The sequence below is a fragment of the Stenotrophomonas sp. AS1 genome (genome assembly GCF_048957655.1).
Taxonomy (GTDB): Bacteria; Pseudomonadota; Gammaproteobacteria; order Xanthomonadales; family Xanthomonadaceae; genus Stenotrophomonas; species Stenotrophomonas bentonitica_A.
On sequence record NZ_JARVXM010000007.1, the window covers coordinates 425223 to 444086 of the forward strand.

General features: G+C 67.7%; 18 protein-coding genes. 8 read left to right on the forward strand and 10 right to left on the reverse strand.

What is annotated here, in order from left to right; genetic code table 11:
* The first annotated feature begins 3 nt into the window (after positions 1 to 3).
* The gene (locus tag PV764_RS13810) at positions 4 to 615 is read left to right on the forward strand and encodes an SMI1/KNR4 family protein (protein ID WP_284129189.1); all 612 of its coding nucleotides are present in this window, start codon (positions 4 to 6) and stop codon (positions 613 to 615) included.
* Positions 616 to 741: 126 nt separating this feature from the next.
* Here the strand turns inward: PV764_RS13810 and PV764_RS13815 are convergent, their stop codons facing one another.
* Entirely contained in the window at positions 742 to 1047 is a 306-nt protein-coding gene (locus tag PV764_RS13815) for a hypothetical protein (RefSeq protein ID WP_019185084.1), read from the reverse strand.
* 170 nt (positions 1048 to 1217) lie between these two features.
* Between PV764_RS13815 and PV764_RS13820 the strand changes: the two genes are divergently transcribed.
* The 7 genes from PV764_RS13820 to PV764_RS13850 all read left to right on the forward strand — a co-directional run bounded on the left by PV764_RS13820 (position 1218) and on the right by PV764_RS13850 (position 8443).
* A complete protein-coding gene (locus PV764_RS13820) occupies positions 1218 to 1712 on the forward strand; it encodes a DUF1543 domain-containing protein (protein WP_019185085.1) in 495 nt (164 codons plus the stop codon).
* Between the two features lie 100 nt (positions 1713 to 1812).
* Positions 1813 to 2442 (forward strand): decarboxylase, encoded by a 630-nt coding sequence (locus PV764_RS13825; protein WP_421116878.1) that lies wholly within the window; start codon positions 1813 to 1815, stop codon positions 2440 to 2442.
* Positions 2443 to 2540: 98 nt separating this feature from the next.
* Complete coding sequence (locus PV764_RS13830) at positions 2541 to 3317, forward strand: CDP-diacylglycerol diphosphatase (RefSeq protein ID WP_421116946.1); 777 nt, start codon at positions 2541 to 2543, stop codon at positions 3315 to 3317.
* 301 nt (positions 3318 to 3618) lie between these two features.
* On the forward strand, positions 3619 to 4386 hold the full coding sequence (locus tag PV764_RS13835) for a SapC family protein (protein WP_019185088.1): 768 nt from the start codon (positions 3619 to 3621) through the stop codon (positions 4384 to 4386).
* Between the two features lie 197 nt (positions 4387 to 4583).
* Positions 4584 to 7307 carry a TonB-dependent receptor gene (locus tag PV764_RS13840; protein WP_019185089.1) on the forward strand — a complete coding sequence of 908 codons (2724 nt, stop codon included), beginning with the start codon at positions 4584 to 4586 and terminating at the stop codon, positions 7305 to 7307.
* Between the two features lie 106 nt (positions 7308 to 7413).
* The gene (locus tag PV764_RS13845) at positions 7414 to 7881 is read left to right on the forward strand and encodes a GNAT family N-acetyltransferase (RefSeq protein WP_019185090.1); all 468 of its coding nucleotides are present in this window, start codon (positions 7414 to 7416) and stop codon (positions 7879 to 7881) included.
* A 127-nt stretch (positions 7882 to 8008) separates the two neighbouring features.
* Entirely contained in the window at positions 8009 to 8443 is a 435-nt protein-coding gene (locus tag PV764_RS13850) for a hypothetical protein (RefSeq protein ID WP_019185091.1), read from the forward strand.
* 17 nt (positions 8444 to 8460) lie between these two features.
* Here PV764_RS13850 and PV764_RS13855 read toward each other — a convergent pair whose 3' ends face one another.
* The 9 genes from PV764_RS13855 to PV764_RS13895 all read right to left on the reverse strand — a co-directional run bounded on the left by PV764_RS13855 (position 8461) and on the right by PV764_RS13895 (position 18857).
* Positions 8461 to 9840: a serine hydrolase domain-containing protein gene (locus PV764_RS13855; RefSeq protein WP_019185092.1), complete on the reverse strand. Its 1380-nt coding sequence runs from the start codon at positions 9838 to 9840 to the stop codon at positions 8461 to 8463.
* Between the two features lie 120 nt (positions 9841 to 9960).
* Positions 9961 to 10680, reverse strand: a complete 720-nt coding sequence (locus tag PV764_RS13860) for a DUF2968 domain-containing protein (protein ID WP_026070082.1) — start codon at positions 10678 to 10680, stop codon at positions 9961 to 9963.
* 92 nt (positions 10681 to 10772) lie between these two features.
* Complete coding sequence (locus PV764_RS13865; protein WP_421116879.1) at positions 10773 to 12944, reverse strand: TadG family pilus assembly protein; 2172 nt, start codon at positions 12942 to 12944, stop codon at positions 10773 to 10775.
* Positions 12945 to 12948: 4 nt separating this feature from the next.
* Positions 12949 to 13407, reverse strand: coding sequence for a DUF3613 domain-containing protein (locus PV764_RS13870; protein ID WP_284129195.1), 459 nt, complete (start codon positions 13405 to 13407; stop codon positions 12949 to 12951).
* Entirely contained in the window at positions 13404 to 14312 is a 909-nt protein-coding gene (locus tag PV764_RS13875; protein ID WP_284129196.1) for a Flp pilus assembly protein TadD, read from the reverse strand. Before PV764_RS13875 ends, PV764_RS13870 begins: the two co-directional genes overlap by 4 nt.
* Before the next feature lie 5 nt (positions 14313 to 14317).
* The gene (locus tag PV764_RS13880; protein ID WP_019184701.1) at positions 14318 to 15268 is read right to left on the reverse strand and encodes a type II secretion system F family protein; all 951 of its coding nucleotides are present in this window, start codon (positions 15266 to 15268) and stop codon (positions 14318 to 14320) included.
* A gap of 30 nt (positions 15269 to 15298) precedes the next feature.
* Complete coding sequence (locus tag PV764_RS13885) at positions 15299 to 16240, reverse strand: type II secretion system F family protein (protein ID WP_284129197.1); 942 nt, start codon at positions 16238 to 16240, stop codon at positions 15299 to 15301.
* A 2-nt stretch (positions 16241 to 16242) separates the two neighbouring features.
* Positions 16243 to 17595, reverse strand: coding sequence for a CpaF family protein (locus tag PV764_RS13890; RefSeq protein ID WP_019184699.1), 1353 nt, complete (start codon positions 17593 to 17595; stop codon positions 16243 to 16245).
* Positions 17580 to 18857 (reverse strand): AAA family ATPase, encoded by a 1278-nt coding sequence (locus PV764_RS13895; protein WP_421116880.1) that lies wholly within the window; start codon positions 18855 to 18857, stop codon positions 17580 to 17582. The genes PV764_RS13890 and PV764_RS13895 overlap by 16 nt, the downstream gene beginning before the upstream one ends.
* Positions 18858 to 18864: the final 7 nt, after the last annotated feature.

The following is an 18864-nucleotide window of genomic DNA, read 5'->3' on the forward strand; positions in this document are numbered from 1 at the left end:
AACGTGAGAAAGGCAGTGCGCATGCATCAGGCGGCTGAAACATGGAACGAAATCAAGGCGATCCTCGCGCGGAAGGATTGCCTTGCCGAGATGGGACTCCAACCGGGTGCCAGCGAGAAGGCGCTTATCGATCTCGAACACCATTTGGGAGTGGCTCTTCCGGAGCTGCTCAAGGCCATGCTGAGAATCCATGATGGACAAACAGCGTTTGGCGTCCTGTTCGGCATGCAGATGTTGTCCACTCAAGGCATTCGATCTACCTGGGATGGATGGCGGAGTATTGAGGAGGACGAGCTCAACAAGGAATTTGCGTGGAACATGGCGTCCCGACCGCCGGGGGCCGTCAAGCCCATGTATACCAACCCGCACTGGATTGCATTGAGCCGTGACGCCGGCGGGAATCACATGGGTCTGGATTTTGATCCAGACCATAGCGGTAGCGTTGGGCAGATGATCGTTTTTGGCAGGGATGAAGACACCAAGATCCTGCTCGCGCCCGACATTTCCCCTTTTCTCCTCCACGCCATTGAGTGGCTGAAGCAGGCGGACTGGGATGGGGAGTGCCTCACAAACCGCGCCGATGGCGGATATGCACTACCGGCAATCTTCCAATAGGCAGCCGCTCAGCGTTGAGCGGCGTTACCGGCGTGAGGCCACGGTAGAGCCACCCCATGGGTGGCTGTGCCGGCGTATCGCAGGTTTCAGGGCAGCCACCCATGGGGTGGCTCTACCCGCGGGGCTTCATTCGCAGCGGACGGCGGTAATCACGTTGTCCTTGTCGATGAACACCCGCAGCCGATCCTGGCGCAGGTCACGGGTGGTGATCGTGGCCGGGCCGATCGGGTTGATCAGGCCGGCGCCGCTCTGCACCAGCAGCTTGCGCATGTTCGCCTCGTCGGCCGGCTGGCCGATGGCCCAGCCCAGGGCATCGGCCTTGCACAGGCCTGGACCCTTGATCTCCGGGCCCGGCGTGCTCACGCACGCGGCCAGCGAGAGGGTGCCGGCGAGCGTGATCGCGGCGAGGGGGTAACGGAAAAGGGATGCCATCGGGTCGCTCCTGCGGGGTCAGGCGCCGACCATACCACCGCGGTGTGCATCGGCGTGTGGTGGGCACCCCGCGACCGTCGGACGCAGCCCACGCGGCTGATGGGGCAGGGCGCAACGGCCACCGGCGCTACACTGGCGGCCTCTCAGATCGGCCATGCCGGGAGTCGCAGGTGCTGCACGTGTTCATGCTGGGTGGGCGACATGCCCGCGCCCGGATCGAGGTCCACGACGTGGCCTTCGCCAACGTCGATGCCATTGAAGAGGCCTACCCGCAGCTGCGCCAGGACTGGTTCGGTGAGCGGAAAGGGCTGCATCTCGATGGCTGGCTAGCGGTGGATGGGGTGGAGGCGTACCGGGTGCGCTTCGGCGACGCGGCCCCGGCCGTGGGCGCGCCGCGCCTGTACTTCCTCAATCTCGGCGGGTATGCGGCCGGCGCGCTGGGCGAGGCGCATGATTACCGGCTGCTGGTCGCCACGGATGCCGAGGCGGCCAAACGCAAGGCCAAGGCCCTGCGCGATGCCAGCTGGTTCAAGCCGCATACCGATGCCCTGCTGGAGGTGGATGACTGCATCGCCATCGACCAGGTCGGTGGCCGCCACGTGCAGCTTGAGCGCGGTGAGCACCGCGGGATCACCCTGGTCAGTGACTACATCGTGATCGGCTGAGCGGCGCCGATTGCCCGCGGCCCCGCTGCTGGCGCATAGTGTCGCGGTCTTGTGAGGTCCGGCGATGTCGCCGCGACAGGTCAACCAACGGAAGTGGCGCATGCACAGCAGGAAGATCACGGCCGCATTGATCGTGACACTGGGAATGACGATGGCCGGCAACGCCGTGGCGGCCGAGCCGGACGCACCGGTGTTCGGTGGCTGGCGCAACCTGCATTCGGCCAGTGGCGCCGAACCGGTCCTGAGGAACCAGCCGTTTGCGATCCTGCCGCGCGAGGTTGCCAAGGGCGAGCGCTTTGCGATCCTGGACCGCGAAAACAAGCAGGCGGTCTGCTGCCTGGTGGTAGACAGTGACCGTCTCGATGCGATTGCGCTGGAAACCAGCTACCGGCTGCCCGGAGTGTGGATCGCCGATCTGCTCGGCAACGAGGACTACAACCGCCGCCACGGCGACCCGCATGTGTTTGCGATGAAGCGCGAGGGCGACCTGGTCGACCATGTCTTCTCGCAGGAAGGCGGCGGTTACAGCGACCTCGGCGGCCTGCTGCTGCCGGCCGGTGCCGCGCTGGATGCCGGCGGCGGCAGCGTCAAGTTCGGTACCACCACCTACCGCCTGCAGGTGCAGTCACAGCGCTTCGCCGATGACAATGGCGCGCTGGACCGCTACACCCTGCAGCCGCCGGCGCCGGCCGCACCGGTGTTGGTCGAGGTGCCGTACAGCACCTACTGACACGGAAGCGACAGAAACGGCGCGGTACAATTGCGCCCGCCCATCGGCACGGCCGGCTGGGCCCGCATTCCTGTCCGAGCTTGTCCGTGATCGCCCGATTGTCCTTGCCCTGTGCGGTGCTGCTGTTGGCAGCCTGCGCCACGCCGCCCCGGCCGCCGGCCAGACCGCCTGCCAATCCAGACGCCCTGTGGGGCATCATCCAGCGCGACTGCGCCGGCGAGGCCGCCCCTCGCGGCAGCTGTTTGGCCGTTTCTCCCCAGGCGCAGCGGCGCGATGTGCTGCTCAAGGATTCGCACGGCCACTACCAGTTCCTGGTGCTGCCGTTGGACCGCATCTCGGGCATTGAAAGCCCGGCGCTGCTGCGTGCCGGTGCCCCCAACTACTTCGCCGCCGCGTGGAACGCGCGCAGCCACACCGAGCAGGCACTCGGAATGGCATTGCCGCGCGATGTGGCCAGCCTGGCCCTGAATTCGCCCCATGGACGCTCCCAGCACCAACTGCACATCCACGTGGATTGCCTGCGCGCGGATGTCCTGGCCCAGCTGCGCCGGCTGCAGCCGGTCATCGGCGCCAGCTGGCAGCCGCTGCCGGAGCCGTTGCGCGGGCATGCCTATCTCGCCCGCCAGCTGCCCGGTGCCGAGCTCACCGCGAACCCGGTGCGTCTGCTGGCCGCACATCTGGCCGATCCGGCCGATATCGGCAACTGGTCGCTGGTGGTCGCCGGGCAGACGGCCCCCTCCGGTGCGCCCGGTTTCGTGTTGCTGGCCACCCGGTTGGACCTGGCGGCGGGCAACAAGGCCAGCGGTGAGGAGCTGCAGGATCACGCCTGCGCCGTATTGACCGGTGCCGCCGGCCCGCTGGACGGTGTGCTGTGAGGCGGTGCCAGGGCAGGGCGCGCAGCATCGGCTTGCGCATGGCCGGGTAAAAACGTCGCACGTGCGCACCGTGTTGGATCCGGCCTGCTCCTGGCGGCGTGAATCTCGCTTCCCGGGCGGCGCCTGTATCGCCGATCAGAGGCAGTGCTGGACTACCGTGGAATCACCGGACGATCGCGGGGCGCGGGGAATCCGGCGCGATTGAAATAAAAACCACGGACGTGGCACGTTATAGTGGCCGTTCAATGCGGTTCCCGCTTTCGCGCCCGGGCTGACTGGCGCGACGTATCCGACTTAATCCATGACTGCTGAAACCACGACTCCGCCCGCCGCTGCGCCGTCCCAGGCCACCGGTCCGCTGTTCTACCAGGCGCCCGTTCCGCTGCGCTCGGATCTGCACGCCGCCTGGCGCCTGGTGCCGGACACCGCGCATTTTGCCGGGGAAACCAACGCGATCCCCGCCGTGATCGGCGAATTCGGTTCGCTGGCCCAGCATTACCCGATCATTTTCACCGGCAAGGACGCGATGCCGCTGGTCGCCGTCGGCCTGGCACAGCGCAACCTGTTCGTCACCGATGGCGTGTGGGACGAGCAGAGCTACGTGCCGGCCTACGTGCGCCGCTATCCGTTCGTGTTCATGCAGGCCGGTGATCAGGACGAGTATGTGCTCGCGCTGGATTCGGCCGCCAGGCAGGTCAACCAGGGCCAGAGCGAAGACGGCGTGCCGCTGTTCCAGGACGGCAAGGCCACCGAGATCGTCGACAACGCCATGCGCTTCTGCGGGGATTACACCCGCGAGCATGACCAGACCCGCCGCTTCACTGCCGCGCTGATCGAAAACGAACTGTTGATCGACCGCAACATCGACGTCACCCTCGCTGACGGCCGGCAGATGTCGGTCAACGGTTTCCAGGTCGTGGATGTGGAAAAGTTCGCCGCGTTGCCGGACGCCACCGTCGTGGCCTGGCATCGCAGTGGCTGGCTGGCGCTGGTGCACCACCACCTGAGCTCGCTGGCACGTTTCAGCGCGCTGGTGAACCGCCAGAGCGCGCTGCCTGCCGACGCCTGAGTCCGGGCGCACGGCGTGTCACGGAAACGGCGGCCGCAGGGCCGCCGTTTTTCATTGCTTAGGCAAAATATCGATAAGCATATCGCGGGCGGTCATTTCCTCCTTTTCCGCCTGTTCAGCAGAATCACGGCCCCTCCTCACTACGCTCCGGCACGGGCCTGACCCCGCCGGCACGTACGTCTTTACCGGAAATCTGCATGTCTGTGCTGTATCGCCCGCTGCGTCGGCGGGCCCTGGTTGTGTCGTTGTTGCCTTTGCTTGGTGCGGTATCGCTGGTCCACGCGGCCGATGCACCCACCCAGCTGGAGGCCGTCACCGTCACCGGATCGCGTATCCCCCGCGCCAGCGTGGAAGGTCCATCCCCGGTTACCGTGATCACCCAGGAGCAGATCGAGGCACAGGGCTACCGCAGCGCGTTCGAGGCGCTCAGCGCGCTGACCGAGAACACCGGCAACGTGCAGGGCGAGGATTTCGGCAACACCTTCACCCCGGCTGCCAACACCATCAACCTGCGCGGCCTTGGCCCCAACCGCACCCTGGTGCTGGTCAACGGCCGCCGGCAGTCGGACTACCCGCTGGCCTACGAAGGCTCGGTCAACGTGGTCAACCTGGCCAACATCCCCAGCGCGCTGATCGACCGGATCGAAGTGCTGGCCGGGGGCGCCTCGGCGGTGTACGGCTCCGATGCGATCGCCGGCGTGGTCAACATCATCCTGAAGAAAACCTATGACGGCGTCGGGATCAATGTCCGCGCCGGCACCACCGAACAGGGTGGCGGCGACAACCAGCGCCTGCAGGCGGTCGGTGGCGGTTCGGGTGAGAACTGGGACGCGATCTTCGGCCTGGAGATCGCCAACCGCAAAGCGATCTACGGTTCGCAGCGCGACTTCATGGATTCGCTCACCGACGATCCGCGCGGCGTGGCGCCGCTCGCGACGGCCGTGGCGTATCGCCGCAACGCCTCCACCAACAACTACATCGATCCCGGTGCCGATGGCTGCGATGCCGCCAGCACGTTGTACGGCGGCAGCGTCTTCCGCGCGCAGAATCCGCGCCAGGGCTGGTACTGCGGCAGCAATGAAGCCGCACCCACGTTCTGGACCGTGCAGACCGAGAAGCGCAACATCGATGCGTACAGCGCGGTGACCTGGCGCTTGAATGACCGTCAGGAACTGTTCGCCGATGCGGCGATCGGCACTGCGCGCATCTACAACAACACCCGCGCACCGAGCTGGACCTCTTCGCGCAATTATTTCTACAACCAGAACAGCGGTCAGCTGGAAAGCTGGTATCGGCGTTTCGCGCCCGAAGAGATCGGCGGCGTGCAGCGCAATGCCAACCGCTTCCTGGAGCAGTCGTGGTCGTTCAACGTCGGCGCCCGTGGCAGCATCGGCGGCTCGGACTGGGATTACGAAGCGGCCTACAGCCGCTCGCGCTACGAGAACAGGACGCAGCGCCCGGGCCTGCTGGTCGGCATCAATGCGTACCTGCTGGGACCACAACTGGGCACCCGCGATGGCGTTGAAGTGTATGCCCCGGATCCGTCGCGCCTGTACCAGCCGCTGACCCCGGGCGAGTACGAGGGGCTGTCGGACCGCTACGAGAGCCGCAACGCTGCGTGGCTGCAGACCGCCAGCGTCAGCGTCAACGGCCAGCTGTTCGATCTGCCCGGCGGCCGTGCAGCGCTGGCCGCCGTGGTCGAAGCCGGCAGCCAGGGCTACCGCAACCGCCCGGACCCGGCCTTGGGACAGGGCGTGTTCTGGAACCTCAACGCCGGCATTCCGGCCGGTGGCGAGCGTGACCGCTATGCCGCCGGGGTGGAGCTGCAGCTGCCCTTGCTGGAGCGCCTGACCGCGACCGTGGCCGGTCGCTACGACCAGTACCGTGCTGCCGGCGATCATCTGGGCAAGGCCACCTGGAGCACCGGCCTGGAGTTCCGTCCGTTCGATACGCTGCTGCTGCGCGCGAGTGCAGCAACCAGCTTCCGTGCGCCGGACATGAACTACGTGTTCGCCACCGAAACGCGCGGTTACAACCCCGGCATGACCGATTACTGGCGCTGCCGCAGTGCCGGCCAGGCGTACGACGACTGCGATTTCAGCGGCCTGGCGATCGACTACACCAGTGGTGCCAATCCGCAGCTGCAGCCGGAAACCGCCAAGTCCTACGGTCTGGGCTTCGTGTGGTCGCCGTCGGCCAATCTGGACTTCACGGCGGATTACTACGACATCCGCATCGACGATGAGGTCACCAACCTGGATGCCACCCGCATCCTCAAGGACGAAGCCGATTGCCGCCTCGGCCAGACCGTGGGTGGGGACGCGCGCGACATCGGCTCGGCACAATGCCAGGACGCGCTGCGTCGCGTGATCCGCAACCCGGCCGACGCGGCAGTGCAGCCAAACCAGGTCGTGCGCGTGCTGATCAACCCGATCAACGCCGCCTCCGAAACCGTGCGCGGCATCGACCTGAAGTCGACCCTGCGCTGGGACGCGGGCCGCTATGGTCGTTTCTCCGCCCGCGTGGCGTACTCGCTGGTGATCGATCACAGCTACCGCCAGTTCGCCGGCGATGACGTGCAGGACCAGCGCAACTCGCTGGATTCCTACCAGTGGCGCAGCAAGGTCAACGGCAGCGTGACCTGGGCGATCAACGACTGGACCGCCACCCTGTACGGCATGCGTTACGGCTCGTTGCCGAAGACCGACGGCAGTGGTCGCATCGCGCCGTACATGACCTACAACGCCAGCCTGTATCGCAAGCTCAACGACAACGCCACGCTCGGCCTGATCGTCAACAACCTGCGCGACAGCCGCCCGCCGGCGGACAAGAACGGCGGCGGCTGGCCGTTCTATCCGGTCGGCAACTACGACCCCTACGGCCGCCAGCTGTGGCTGGAGTTCGATTACCGCTTCCTGTAATTCCCTCGCGGGCCCGGCAATGCCGGGCCCGCTGCGTTTGGGTCTACAGCGCATGCGACGATATACTGCGCGCCGCCGAGTGTTCCGGCGGTTGCAGGAAGCACGCATGACCCACCCGATTCATTACCGTCGCGCCGTGCCGGGCGATGCCGCTGCCTGCATCGATCTGCGTGGGCGCACCCGAGAAAATGCGTTTTCCGCGGCCGAGCTTGCCGGACTCGGCATCACCGAAGACAGCTGGGCGGCCGGTATCCGTGACGATGTACTGCCGGGGCATATCGCGCTGGAAGGCGAGCACATGGTCGGCTACTGCTTCGGCGATCGCGACGGCGGCGAGATCGTGGTGCTGGCAATGCTGCCGTCCCATGAAGGGCAGGGCATCGGTCGGCGGCTGCTGGATATGTCCATCGCCGATCTAGTCGAGGCCGGCCATTCGCGGCTGATCCTGGGGTGTGCGGCGGATCCTGCGGTGCGCTCGCATGGCTTCTATCGCTACCTGGGCTGGCGGCCGACCGGCGAGATCGACGCCCTGGGTGACGAAGTGCTGGAACTGCACGTGGGCGCCAGGCCATAGCACCTGGGTAGGGCATGGCAGTGATGGCGTGTCAGGGGCATGCGCATCGCCCGCTCACTGTGCAGCCGGTCACGGCTCGGTGATCCGCCGCTGAAACATGCTGGGCGCATCTGGACGGAGCGATGCGATGCCTGCGTGGTGGCTGACCCTGATGATGAGCGCCACAGCGGTGGATCTGCCGCCGCGACAGGTGCATACCTGCCTGGTCGACGGCGCGCGTCATTATCAGTCCACCCCGTGCGAGGGACGCACCGAGCGCATCCGCGAGATGCCGCCGCCCGCCGATACCTGGGCCAATGAGATCCATATCGAGTCCGTGCGGCAGGAACTACAGGCCAAGCGGCGTGCTGAGGCTGCAGCCGTGCGACAGAAGCGTCTGCCGCGACGCAGTGTCCGCCCGACGCCCGCGATCCGGGGGGCGGTCATCTCCGTGCATGCCGATCCCGCCCGTTGCGCCGCCGCGCGACGCCAGCGCGAGACGACGTACCGGAAAGCGGGCGGCCGGCCGAGCCTGGCGCTCAGCCGGCGAATGGATGACCTGGTGCACGATGCGTGCCGGTAGTCAGCCGGCACGCACGCTCAGGGCTGCGCCATCAGATACCGCGCGACCGCATCGAAGGCGGGCAGGGTGGTCGGGTCGTTGGCGCTGTTGGCAGCGACCGGATGCGAGCCGAACCGCGCGATCACCACCCGTGCGGTGGGGTCGATGTAGAGCGCCTGGCCATGCACGCCGCGCGCCATGTAGGCGCCATGGTCGTTGTGGGAGATCCACCACATGCCGCGATAGCTCCAGCCAGGCAGTTGCGCGTAACCGGCCTTGGCAAAGGCCTGTTTGCTGCCGCCGGCCCGGATACGGCCGATCGCGGCGGCGGGCACGATGGGCTGGCCGTCGACCTTGCCGTCGTCGAGCAGCAGCTGGCCGACGCGGGCCAGATCCCGCAGGCCGGCATTGAAGCCGCCGCCCGCAAACGGCGTGCCGGTGGAATCAACGGTGTAGTACGCGTCCTGCTCGGCGCCCAGGCGCTGCCAGATGCGCGACTGCAGCAGCTGTGCAACCGACTGCCCCGTGCGCCGGGCGATGATCCAGCCCAGCGCGTCCGTGTTGATCGTCTTGTAGCCGAAGGCCTCGCCGTGGCGGCCCTGCTTCTGCACGGTCTTCAGGTAATCGTAATAGCTGCGCGGCCCGGTGTAGCCGGGGGCCGGGGGCAGGGTGCTGCCCGCGGCGGAAAATGCCCAGACCTCGGCGTTTGGGTCGGCGTAGTCTTCGCTGTAGCGCAGTGCCGTGGTCATCTCCAGCACCTGCCTGACCGTGGCATCGCCGAACGCGCTGTCCTTCAGCTCGGGAACAATCGCGCTGACGCGCTGGGTTTCATCGATCACCCCCTCGGCGACCAGCATCTCGCCGAGCAGGCCGGTCATCGATTTGCTGACGGACATCGCACCGTGCTGGCCCTGCTCGTCCAGGCAGCCGCTGTAACGCTCGTAGACCACCACCCCGTCGTGCAGCACCACGATGCCGTCGGTGTAGTTGGCCGACAGTGACTGTGCCCAGGTCATCTGACGGTGGGTGCCGGTGGGCGTGAACGACAGCGCGTCGATCGCGGCATCCAGTCGGCGTGGCAGGTCACGGGCCGCGCCGGGGCCCCGGCTGACGCCCACGGTGGGCATCAACTGGCGGAAATGGCAGGCCGTCCAGCGCAGCTTGGGGAAACTGAAATAGTCGTCATCCGTGTAACGGATGCGCTTGTCTTCCGGCGGCGGCGCGCCCTGCATCCAGCCGAGCAGCCTGGGATCGGACGCTTCGGCCGACAGCGGCGGCGAGGTGGGCGAGGCCGGAGCGGCAGTGGCGGCGCCCGGCAGGGCGAGCACCGCGACCAGGGCCGCGGCCAGCCGGGCGCGGGATGACGCCAAGGCGGCGCGCACGCGGGTCAGGGCGATGAGGGGGCGCGGAACGGGCATGGGGCACTCCTTGCTGATGCGCAGGACGTCTGTGCCACCAAGGGTACTGCACCGGAATGAAAGACGGCGCCATCGGCGCCGTCCGTGACGTGCCCTGCCGGGGCAGAGCGCGTGATGCCGTTACGGGTTGCCGGGGTTGCCCTGCGGCGCCGGTGCCGGCGTGGCCGACTCGGCTGACGGCAGCGACAGCGCCGGGTTCAGCTGCTGGGCCTGCAGCATCTGGATGCGCTGGTTGAGCGCGTCCAGTTCGCTGTGGCTGCTGCGCAGGTCGGTGCTCAGGCTGACCGCCTGCTGCTTGGCCTGTTCCAGCGAGGCGCTGACCTGCAGCGACTGCTGGCGCTGGAGATCGGCTTCCTGCTGCAGGCTGCGCAGCCGCTCTTCGTTGTAGGCGACCAGGTTTTCGGTATAGCGCTTGCCGGCCTGCAGGCGGGTGGTATCGATATACACCTGGGCCAGCTGTTCGGTCTGTTCGACGAAGGTGCGGTAGACCTTCTCGGCGTTGTCGACCGAATCGGTCTTGATCACGCGCCAGAAGTCCTTCTCGTGGAACAGCGCCACGTAGTAATTCAGCGTGCTGGTATTGAACAGCAGGCTGGCACCGTAACTGCCGTTATAGGTGGTGCGCAGCTCGGTGAGCTGCTTGGAGTCGACCAGCTGGCGCAGTTCGTCCACGGTATTGCGAACCACCGGCGCCGGGCGAACGGCGGTCTCCACGGCCGGCTCGGCACGCGGTGCGCGCGCGGCCAGGGCCTGCGGAATGACGCTCAACGACAGCAGCAACACAATCCCACCGGTCAGCGCGTGCGCGACGATGGAACCAACCCCTTTTCTCTCTCGCATATTCAGGCCATCCACGAGTGGATTATCAGTGAAGTAAAGTCCCCGCCGGAGTCTAGCACGCACAATCGCGTGGCCTGCACTTTGCCGCAACGTCAATAAACCAACTGTGCCGGGGTGCACTGGATGGACTGCATGTGCACGTCGGTCCGCCCCAGCTCCAGCCCGAGCACCTGGGCCAGCGTCTGCGAGAGCAGGGTGCTGACGCCGTTGAGCAGCGGCTTGAGGGTTTCCAGCACTGGGGTCAGCGCCAGGCACAGCAGGCCGCTGCAGCGGACCTGGTCAGTGCCCGGGTCGGTGACTCCGGTTCCGCCGGCGAGGTCCTCCAGGCCGCCCGGCCGGGTCTGCAGGTAAGAGGCCAGATTGGATTTGACGCAGTTGTTATAGTTGAGCAGGGTACTGAACAGGCTGTTGCAGCGGTTGATCACCAGCCCACCGAGCAGGGAGCCGAGCAGGCCACTGAGCCCGCCCATTCCCTTTCCGGTAACGGTGGCGTTGTAGCCGTCCCAGACCGAGCCGGTTTCAAAACAGGTGCCAAGATTCAGCGCGCCACACGCGTGCGGTACGCCGCCCACGACGTCCCAGTCGCCGAGGGCGCCGATGCCGCGTGCCGGGTCACCGAGTCGCAGCAGGGCAATGGTCTTCTCGGCGTCGTAGAAAACGTTGCCCGGATTGGCGGCTTTCAGATACTGATCCGCCAAACGATTGGCGGTGGCGGCATCGGTGCTGCCCTGCTTGCCCGGGGTGACCACGTTGCTCAGCACGCGCAGCAGTTCGCTCACCAGGCCGGAGACGGCTGTGCCGACCTGGGCCTGGTTGAAGTAAGTGGAGGCGGTCTCTCCGGCCGCCAGGGTGACGCTCTCATCGCGGGTCAGCGCATTGAGGGAAATCTTGTCGGTGACCAGCGGTGCGCCCAGCAGGGTCAGCAACTGCTCGTTCTGCAGCCCGGCATCGCACACATTGCGCTGCGAAAATTCGTTGGCGGCAGCCACGCGGCCGACGCAGGCGCGCAGCAGCGAGGACTGCACCCGCACCGTGGCGGTTGGCGGGGTCGCGCCGCAGTTGAGCGCGTCCAGTGTGCCCATCGCGTTGGTCACATCGGCATAGATCGGCAGGTTGAGGCGGATCCCCAGCCCGCTGAGCACGGGCCCGAGCAGCGCCAGCCCGCCGGTGTCGATGTTGATCTTCAGCCGCACCTGCGCGTTGTAGGCACGGGTGCCGACGCCGCCGATCGCGATCGAGGGCGGCTCGATGATCGCCGCGCGGGTCTGCACCAGGCCCAAGATGTTGAGGTTGTTGACCGCCACGCCGTTGCCGCCGCTGGCGATGCTGATGCTGGTGGTGATCAGGTCCAACGCGCTGATGTCGGCCTGCAGCGCTGGCGAAGCGGGGCCTTCGGGCGCGACGATGCGTGCGAACAGCCCGCCGGTGGTGTCGGTGCTGCCGAGCTGCACGTTGAGCTGGTTCAGATCGACCTTTGCCGCGAGCGCATTGCGCAGTGCCGTCAGATCCACATGGGCGACACCGCTGTTGGTCAGCACCGTGGCCGTCGCATCGAGCAGCTGGCCAAGCGAGACCCGGTTGGCGGCCAGCAGGGCGTTGAACTCGGCGATGCCGATGTTGGCCTGGACCGGAATGCCCAGCGCCTGCAGCAGGCCGCCCGGGGTGACCTTCGCCTGGGCCAGGCCGTCATAGCCAAGCAGGGTGGTGCGGTCCAGGTTGACGCCCACCAGGTTGAGCACGTTGCCCAGCGGCGTATTGCCATTGACCCGCAGCAACTGCGAGCCCACCGAGAACACCGCGATCGGCGGCGCACGCGTGGCCACCGCCTGCGCACGGATCGTGGGCAGGCGCGTGGTCTGGCCGAAGAACGGCACCACCGAACGGGTGGCGACCACTTTGACCGCATTGAGCGGGTTGGCCGCGTCGGGCGTCACGCTGAAATGATCCCCCGCGCCGCGTGCAGGATTCCAGTTGCCGCAGTGGATCACCAGGGCGCCGGAAAAGCCGTTGTCCCGCTCTGCATTGCTGCGGGCAGCCCCGTTGTCCTTGAGGTCCGCGCGGCACAGGTCCAGGCGCTGCGCGCCGGCGACGGCGGCCAGGTCGACCACCTTCTGCGCATCGCGCTTGGCCCAGTACAGATAGCCCACTTCGACCAGGCCGAGCATCCCGACCAGACCGAGCAGGACCAGCATCATGGTGACCGACATCCCGCCGCGCAGCCGCCGCCGGAACGGCCGGGGCGCACGAACGCTGGACTGGTGCATGGCATCAACCTCCGTCGTTGGAACCGCCTACGTCCTTTTTCACACTGGTCTTGAGGAACTCGGGAATCTCGTGCTCGAAGCTCTTGAGGTAGCGCGCATAGCTGGCCGCGGCCTGGTCACCCAGGATCGGCAGGCGCGCCCCCGCGTGGGTTCCCTGGGCCTGCATCCGCAGCAGATCGCGGGTGGTCTGGCCTATCTCGCTGCGCGGCGCGGGTGCGGGAGGCATGTAGCGCCCGGGCGCGGCGTCGGTGTAAGCCGGCGCGCGATCGACGTAGGTCGGTACCGGTGCCGGGGTCTCTGGCGCCGGCAGCGTCGTAGTGGCGACCGGCGGGGCCTGCTGTCCGCCAAGCATCTGCCCGGTGAGCGGTGCCTGCTGCGCCATCACGGGCAGCGCTACCACCATCAGCAGCCACGGCAGGCCAACGTGCAGGAACGTAACGGGCAGGCGACGCAACTGGTTCATGGCGTGGTCTCGCTGGCAGGAGTGGGCGTGCTGAAGCGTTCGAGCATCGACGGCGCCAGGCGCGCATCGGCACGCGTGCGGTGATCGGTATCGATGGCGACCCTGCGCTGCGCCGGGCGCCCGGCAGCGGCGCGTGGTGCAGGCGTGGCGCCGCTGCCGGGCGCGGCGGCCGCCGTGGCGATGCTGGCGGGTGCACGCTGCACCGACGGCGCCGGGGCCGCCTGCTGGCGCAGCTGGTCCGCCAGCCGGCGGACTTCGGCCTGCGCGCTGTCGGTCAGGCGCGCGTTGCGCATGATGGTGTCGGCCATGTCGTTCTGGCCGCGCAGCAGCGCCCAGACCGCCAGGTTGGCGTTGGCCTTGGCACTGCCGGGCGATAGTTCGGCGGCCTTGGCCAGCGGTTCCTGCGCGCGGGTCCAGTCGCCGGCGCGCAACCGGGCGAAGCCCAGATCGCCGAGGTAGCCGGTGTTCAACGGCTGCAACTGCACGGCCTTCGCCAATGCCTGCTCGGCGCGTGCCGCGTCGCCGTCGCGGGCGGCGATCAGGCCGAGTCCGTGCCACGCCGCAGCCGCCTGCGGGCCGCTGGTCAGGCTGCCGTACATGGCCAGTGCCGCCTCGCGCTGGCCGGTTTCGCGCAGTGCATCGGCATTCAACAGGCGCAGTTGGGGACTGTCGCCATAGCGTTGGCGATACGCCTCCACGTGCGCCAGCGAGGCGTAGTAAGCGCCCTGCTGCTGCATCTTGGAGATCAGCTCGAGGTAGAGCTGTTTGTCGTCCTGCGGGGCCACCTCGGGCGAGGCCAGTGCCATCGGATCCTGTCGGTAACCGTTGCGCACGTTCGAACAGGCCGCGCAGAGGGCAGTCGCGGCGAGCAGCAGGCAAAGGCGGGAAAGCACGGCGTGGTGCATGGCGTTCAATCCAGTTTGGTCAGGGCGGAGGCGAGGGCGATGATGGCCGGGCCGGCCAGCACCAGCATCAGCGCCGGCAACAACGTCAACATCATCACCACGGTCATCTTTACCGAGAGCTTGCCGACCTTCTCCTTGAGGGTGGAACGGCGCTGTTCGCGCAGGCGGATGCTGAACTGGCGCAGCGGCTCCTGCACCGCTCCGCCATGTGCGTGGACCTGCAGGATCAGCTGCACCAGGCTGCGCAGGTCTTCGTCGTCGAACGACTCGCCCAGCCGGCGCAGCGACTGCTCGCGGCTGCGCCCGTGCATGTAGGCGATGTTGGCCTGGTGGATCTCGCGGCCGAGGACCGGGATCGCGTTGCGCAGTTTGTCGCCGAGGGTCTGCAGGCTCTGGTCCATGCTGAAGCCGACGCCCTGCAGCAGGCGCAGCAGGTCGATCAGCAGCGGCAATTCCGCCGAGACCTGCTTGCGCAGGCGCATCGCCCACGCACGCAGGGCGAACTTCGGCAACAGGATGCCGAAGGCCAGCGCGCCGAAGATCACCATCGCGCGGCTGAAGCCGGTGCTGTGGTTGAAGGCCAGCACCAGGACCAGCGTGGCCACGGCGATCAGCAGCCGAAGGGCAAGGAAGATCGCGGTGCCGGCGTTGGTGTTCCAGCCGGCCTGGTCGAGCAGCAACCGGTCTTCCGGTGCCAGCAGGGCGGCTTCGATGCGGCCGCCGTTGAAACGCTGGCCGAGCGCGGCGACCGCAGCGAGCCAGCGCTGGCGCAGGCTGACCGGCGGCTGCTGTGCCGGGGCAGGGGCGCCGGCGGCATCGCGCGGCCGCAGGGCGGCCTGCAGGGCGTCCTGGTGGCGTTGCTCGCGGCCGCTCAGCACCCAGCCGCGCAGCCCGAGCAGGCCCACGCCGGCGGCGAGGACCAACAACGTGGCGATCCACCAGCCGTTAGTGCTCATGCAGACTCCCGGTGGAAGAAGGGCGGGCGCTCATATCGACTTGGCCAGCCGGTACAGCAGGAAGCCACCGATCAGTTCCAGCCCCAGCGCCCACAGCAGCAGCTTGTGGCCGAGCGGCTCCTGGATGATCGGCTGGAAGAAGTCCGGGCTGGTGATCGCCATCAGCACCGCGCTGATCGGCGGCAGCAGGCCGAGCACCCAGGCCGACATGCGGGTCTCGGAGGTGGTGGCCATCAGCTCCTGCTGCGCCTGGTCCAGGTCGCGCATGAAGTCGGCCATGCGCTGCAGGATCTGGTCGGCGCGGCCGCCGATGCGGACACTCACGCCTAGTACCACCGACAGCACGTTCAGGGCTTCCAGCCGATAGGGCTGGGCGGCCTGTGCCAGGGCGCGGTCCAGGTCCAGGCCGCTGCGGGTGTAGGACACGGTGGCGTCGAGCAGGCCGCGCAGCGGCATCGGCATCTGCGCGGCCGAGGTCTGGAAGGCCATCTGCAGGCTGTTGCCGAGGCCGGCCAGGCGCACCAGATTGTCGAGGAAGTCCGGCAGCTGGCGCAGCAGCTTGGCCTGCAGCCGGGTGATCCGCCGTGATACCCAGAACCAGGCCGCCAGCGCACTGAGCACCAGTACGATCGGCGCGGCCCACACCGTGCCAAGCCGCGCACTGGCGATCCAGGCCAGCAGTGCCGCAGCGGCGACGATCAGCAGTGGCACCCGCCAGCCGGTGGGAAGCGCGGCGCGCCGCATCAGCGCGTCCCAGGGCCGGCCGGCCGGGGTGCTGGTGACCGGCATCGTCGGGGGCGGGGCGTCGCTGATGCCGGCCAGGCGCGGGGCGGTGTCCGGTCGCGCCAGCCGCTGTTCGGCGTGCTGCAGTGACAGCCGGCGCTGCTCGCGCGCGGCCGCGCCGCCCCACAGCTCTACGGCCAGCGCCACCAGTATCAGCGCCGCACTGCACAGGAGCAGGACGAAGGCCATCCTCAGAAGCCTCCGCCCAGTGCTTCGCGCAGCTGCCGCCGGAACGGCTCGAGCTTGTGCGAATGGGGCTGGAAGCCGAGCCCGACCCAGCGGTCGTACTCCTTGCCGTCGCCATCGATCTGCACCTCGTGGCGGAACATCTCCTGGGTGGCGATCATGTTGTCGGTGACGCCGGTGATTTCCGTGATCGAGACCAGCACGCGACGGCCGCTGCCCAGCCGCGAGATCTGCACGATGAAGTCGATGGCGCTCGCAATCTGCCGGCGCAGGCTGTCTTCGCTGCCCTGGAACCCGGCAAAACCTGCCAGCATCTCGATGCGGTACAGGCAATCGCGCGGCGAGTTGGCGTGGATGGTGGCCATCGAGCCGTCATGGCCGGTGTTCATCGCCTGCAGCATTTCCAGCACTTCGGCGCCACGTACTTCGCCAACCACGATGCGGTCCGGGCGCATGCGCAGGCTGTTGCGGACCAGGTCGCGGATGCTGATCGCGCCGTTGCCGTCCGCACCGCCGATACGGCTTTCCAGACGCACGACATGCGGGTGGTTGAGCGAGAGCTCGGCGGTGTCTTCGACGGTGATCACGCGCTCGTTGGCGGGAATGTAGTTGGCCAGGGCATTGAGCAGCGAAGTCTTGCCCGAGCTGGTGCCCCCGGAGACCAGGATGTTGCAGCGGCCCAGCACCATCGCATGCAGCAGCGCCTGCATCGGCCGATCGAACGTGCCCATGCGCAGCAGCTCGTCCGGGGTGAACGGATCCTTGCGGAACTTCCGGATCGAGACCATCGGCCCATCCACGGCCAACGGCGAGATGATGGCGTTGAGGCGTCCGCCGTTGGGCAGCCGCGCATCCACCATCGGGTTGGATTCATCCAGGCGGCGGCCGAGCGGGGCCAGGATCCGGCGCAGGATGCGCAGCAGATGGCTGTCATCGCTGAAGCGCTGCGGCGCCCGCTTGAGCATGCCGCCCTGGGAGACGTGGATGTCCTTGTAGCCGTTGATCAGGATGTCCTCGATCTCCGGGTCATGCAGCAGATCGTCAAGTGGACCGAAGCCGGTCAGCTCTTTCACCAGTGCATTGGCGACGATGTCCTTCTCGGCCTCGTTGATCGGAATCCGCCACTCGTGCACGAAGCCGGCGGTCTGCGCGTGCACGTAGCGCGACACGGTGTCCGGTGCCCACGCGTCGATATCGATGCGCTCGTCCTCGATGCTGTTGAGCAGGTGCTCGTGCGCGGCGATCAGCACCTTCTGGTACTGCTCGGTCTGCTCGAACGGCTGCACGCCGTGCTCGGCGTCGGCAGCGGGTTCGGCGCGGGCGGTGGTGGACGGAAACGGAGTCACTTTGTCTTCCATGGGGAACCACTCAGGCGAAGGGCGAGGTGTTCCCGCCAGCCCCTGGCCGGCGCGGGGGCCGTCGGATCCAGGTGCGACAACAGCGGGGCAAGGGCACGCACATACGGATCACGCGGCGCGTCCTGCAGCAGCAGGCGGCCATGGCTGGCACTGGAACGCAGTGTGGGCCGATCGGGCAGCACTGCCAACAGGGGCAGTTCGAAGCGTGCCGCGATCTGCGCCGGGCTCAGGCCGCTGGCATCGTCATGGCGGTTGATGATCAGCTGCAGCCGGGCATCGCGGGCGCCCACCTGGGCCAGGTGGCGAAGCATCTGGTCCAGCGAGACCAGGGTGCCGATGGACTGATCGGCGATCAGCCAGAGTTCGTCGGCACTGTTGAGCAGGGACACCGGCAATTGGCGCAGCGGCACGCCGCCCAGGTCGCACAGGACGGTGTGGAAGACGCTGCGCAGGCGCTGCATCAACATGCCAGGGTCGGGCAATGCGGTGCCTTCCATGCCGGGTGGCTGGCCGAGCAGGGTGACGCCGGCTGGATGGTGGGCCATCGCGGTGCGCGCCAGCGTGGCATCGATGCGTGCGGCATTGCGCAGCGCATCGTCGAAATGGAAGGTGGGGTCGACGTTGAGGTAGAGCGACAGGTCGCCGGTGGGTTGGCCCAGGTCCAGCAGCAGCGTACCGGCATCGGCCGGTGCCGCATCGCCGGCCGCTGACGGGTTGGACAGCGCGGCCTGGCCGGCGAGGACGCCCAGATGCGCGGCCAGGGTACTGCTGCCCACGCCGGGGCGGACGCCCAGCAGCAGCACCATGCGTGCGCGCGCCGGCGGCGCCACCGCAACGCTGCTGCGGCCCTGCGCGGCGAGCGCGGCAGCGCGACGGAGCACTGCTTCCATGTCCTGTGGTGCGCTGTCCAGGTCGAGCAGATCGCGCAGGCCGGCGCGCAACGCGGCGACCACGCCGTCCATGTGATCGACGTGGGTGGAGCCGATCGCCACCAGCGGCAGCTCCGGGGCCTGGGCCTGCAGCTGCCGGGTCAGGGCCGCGGAGAAGGCGGCGTTCTCGTGCCGGTAGTCCAGCAGCACCACGCAGCCGGTGTCGCGCAGCGGTTCCAGCGCCGAGGCCGGCGCTGCGCTGTCCAGCCACTGCACCGTGCCCAGCGACGGCAACAAGGCCGACAGCAGGGTGGCCAGTTCGCGGTCCGGCGCAAACAGCACGAGCTTCATTGAAGCATCCCGTGGTTGGACCAGCTGCAGGGTGGCGGACATGGCGGGA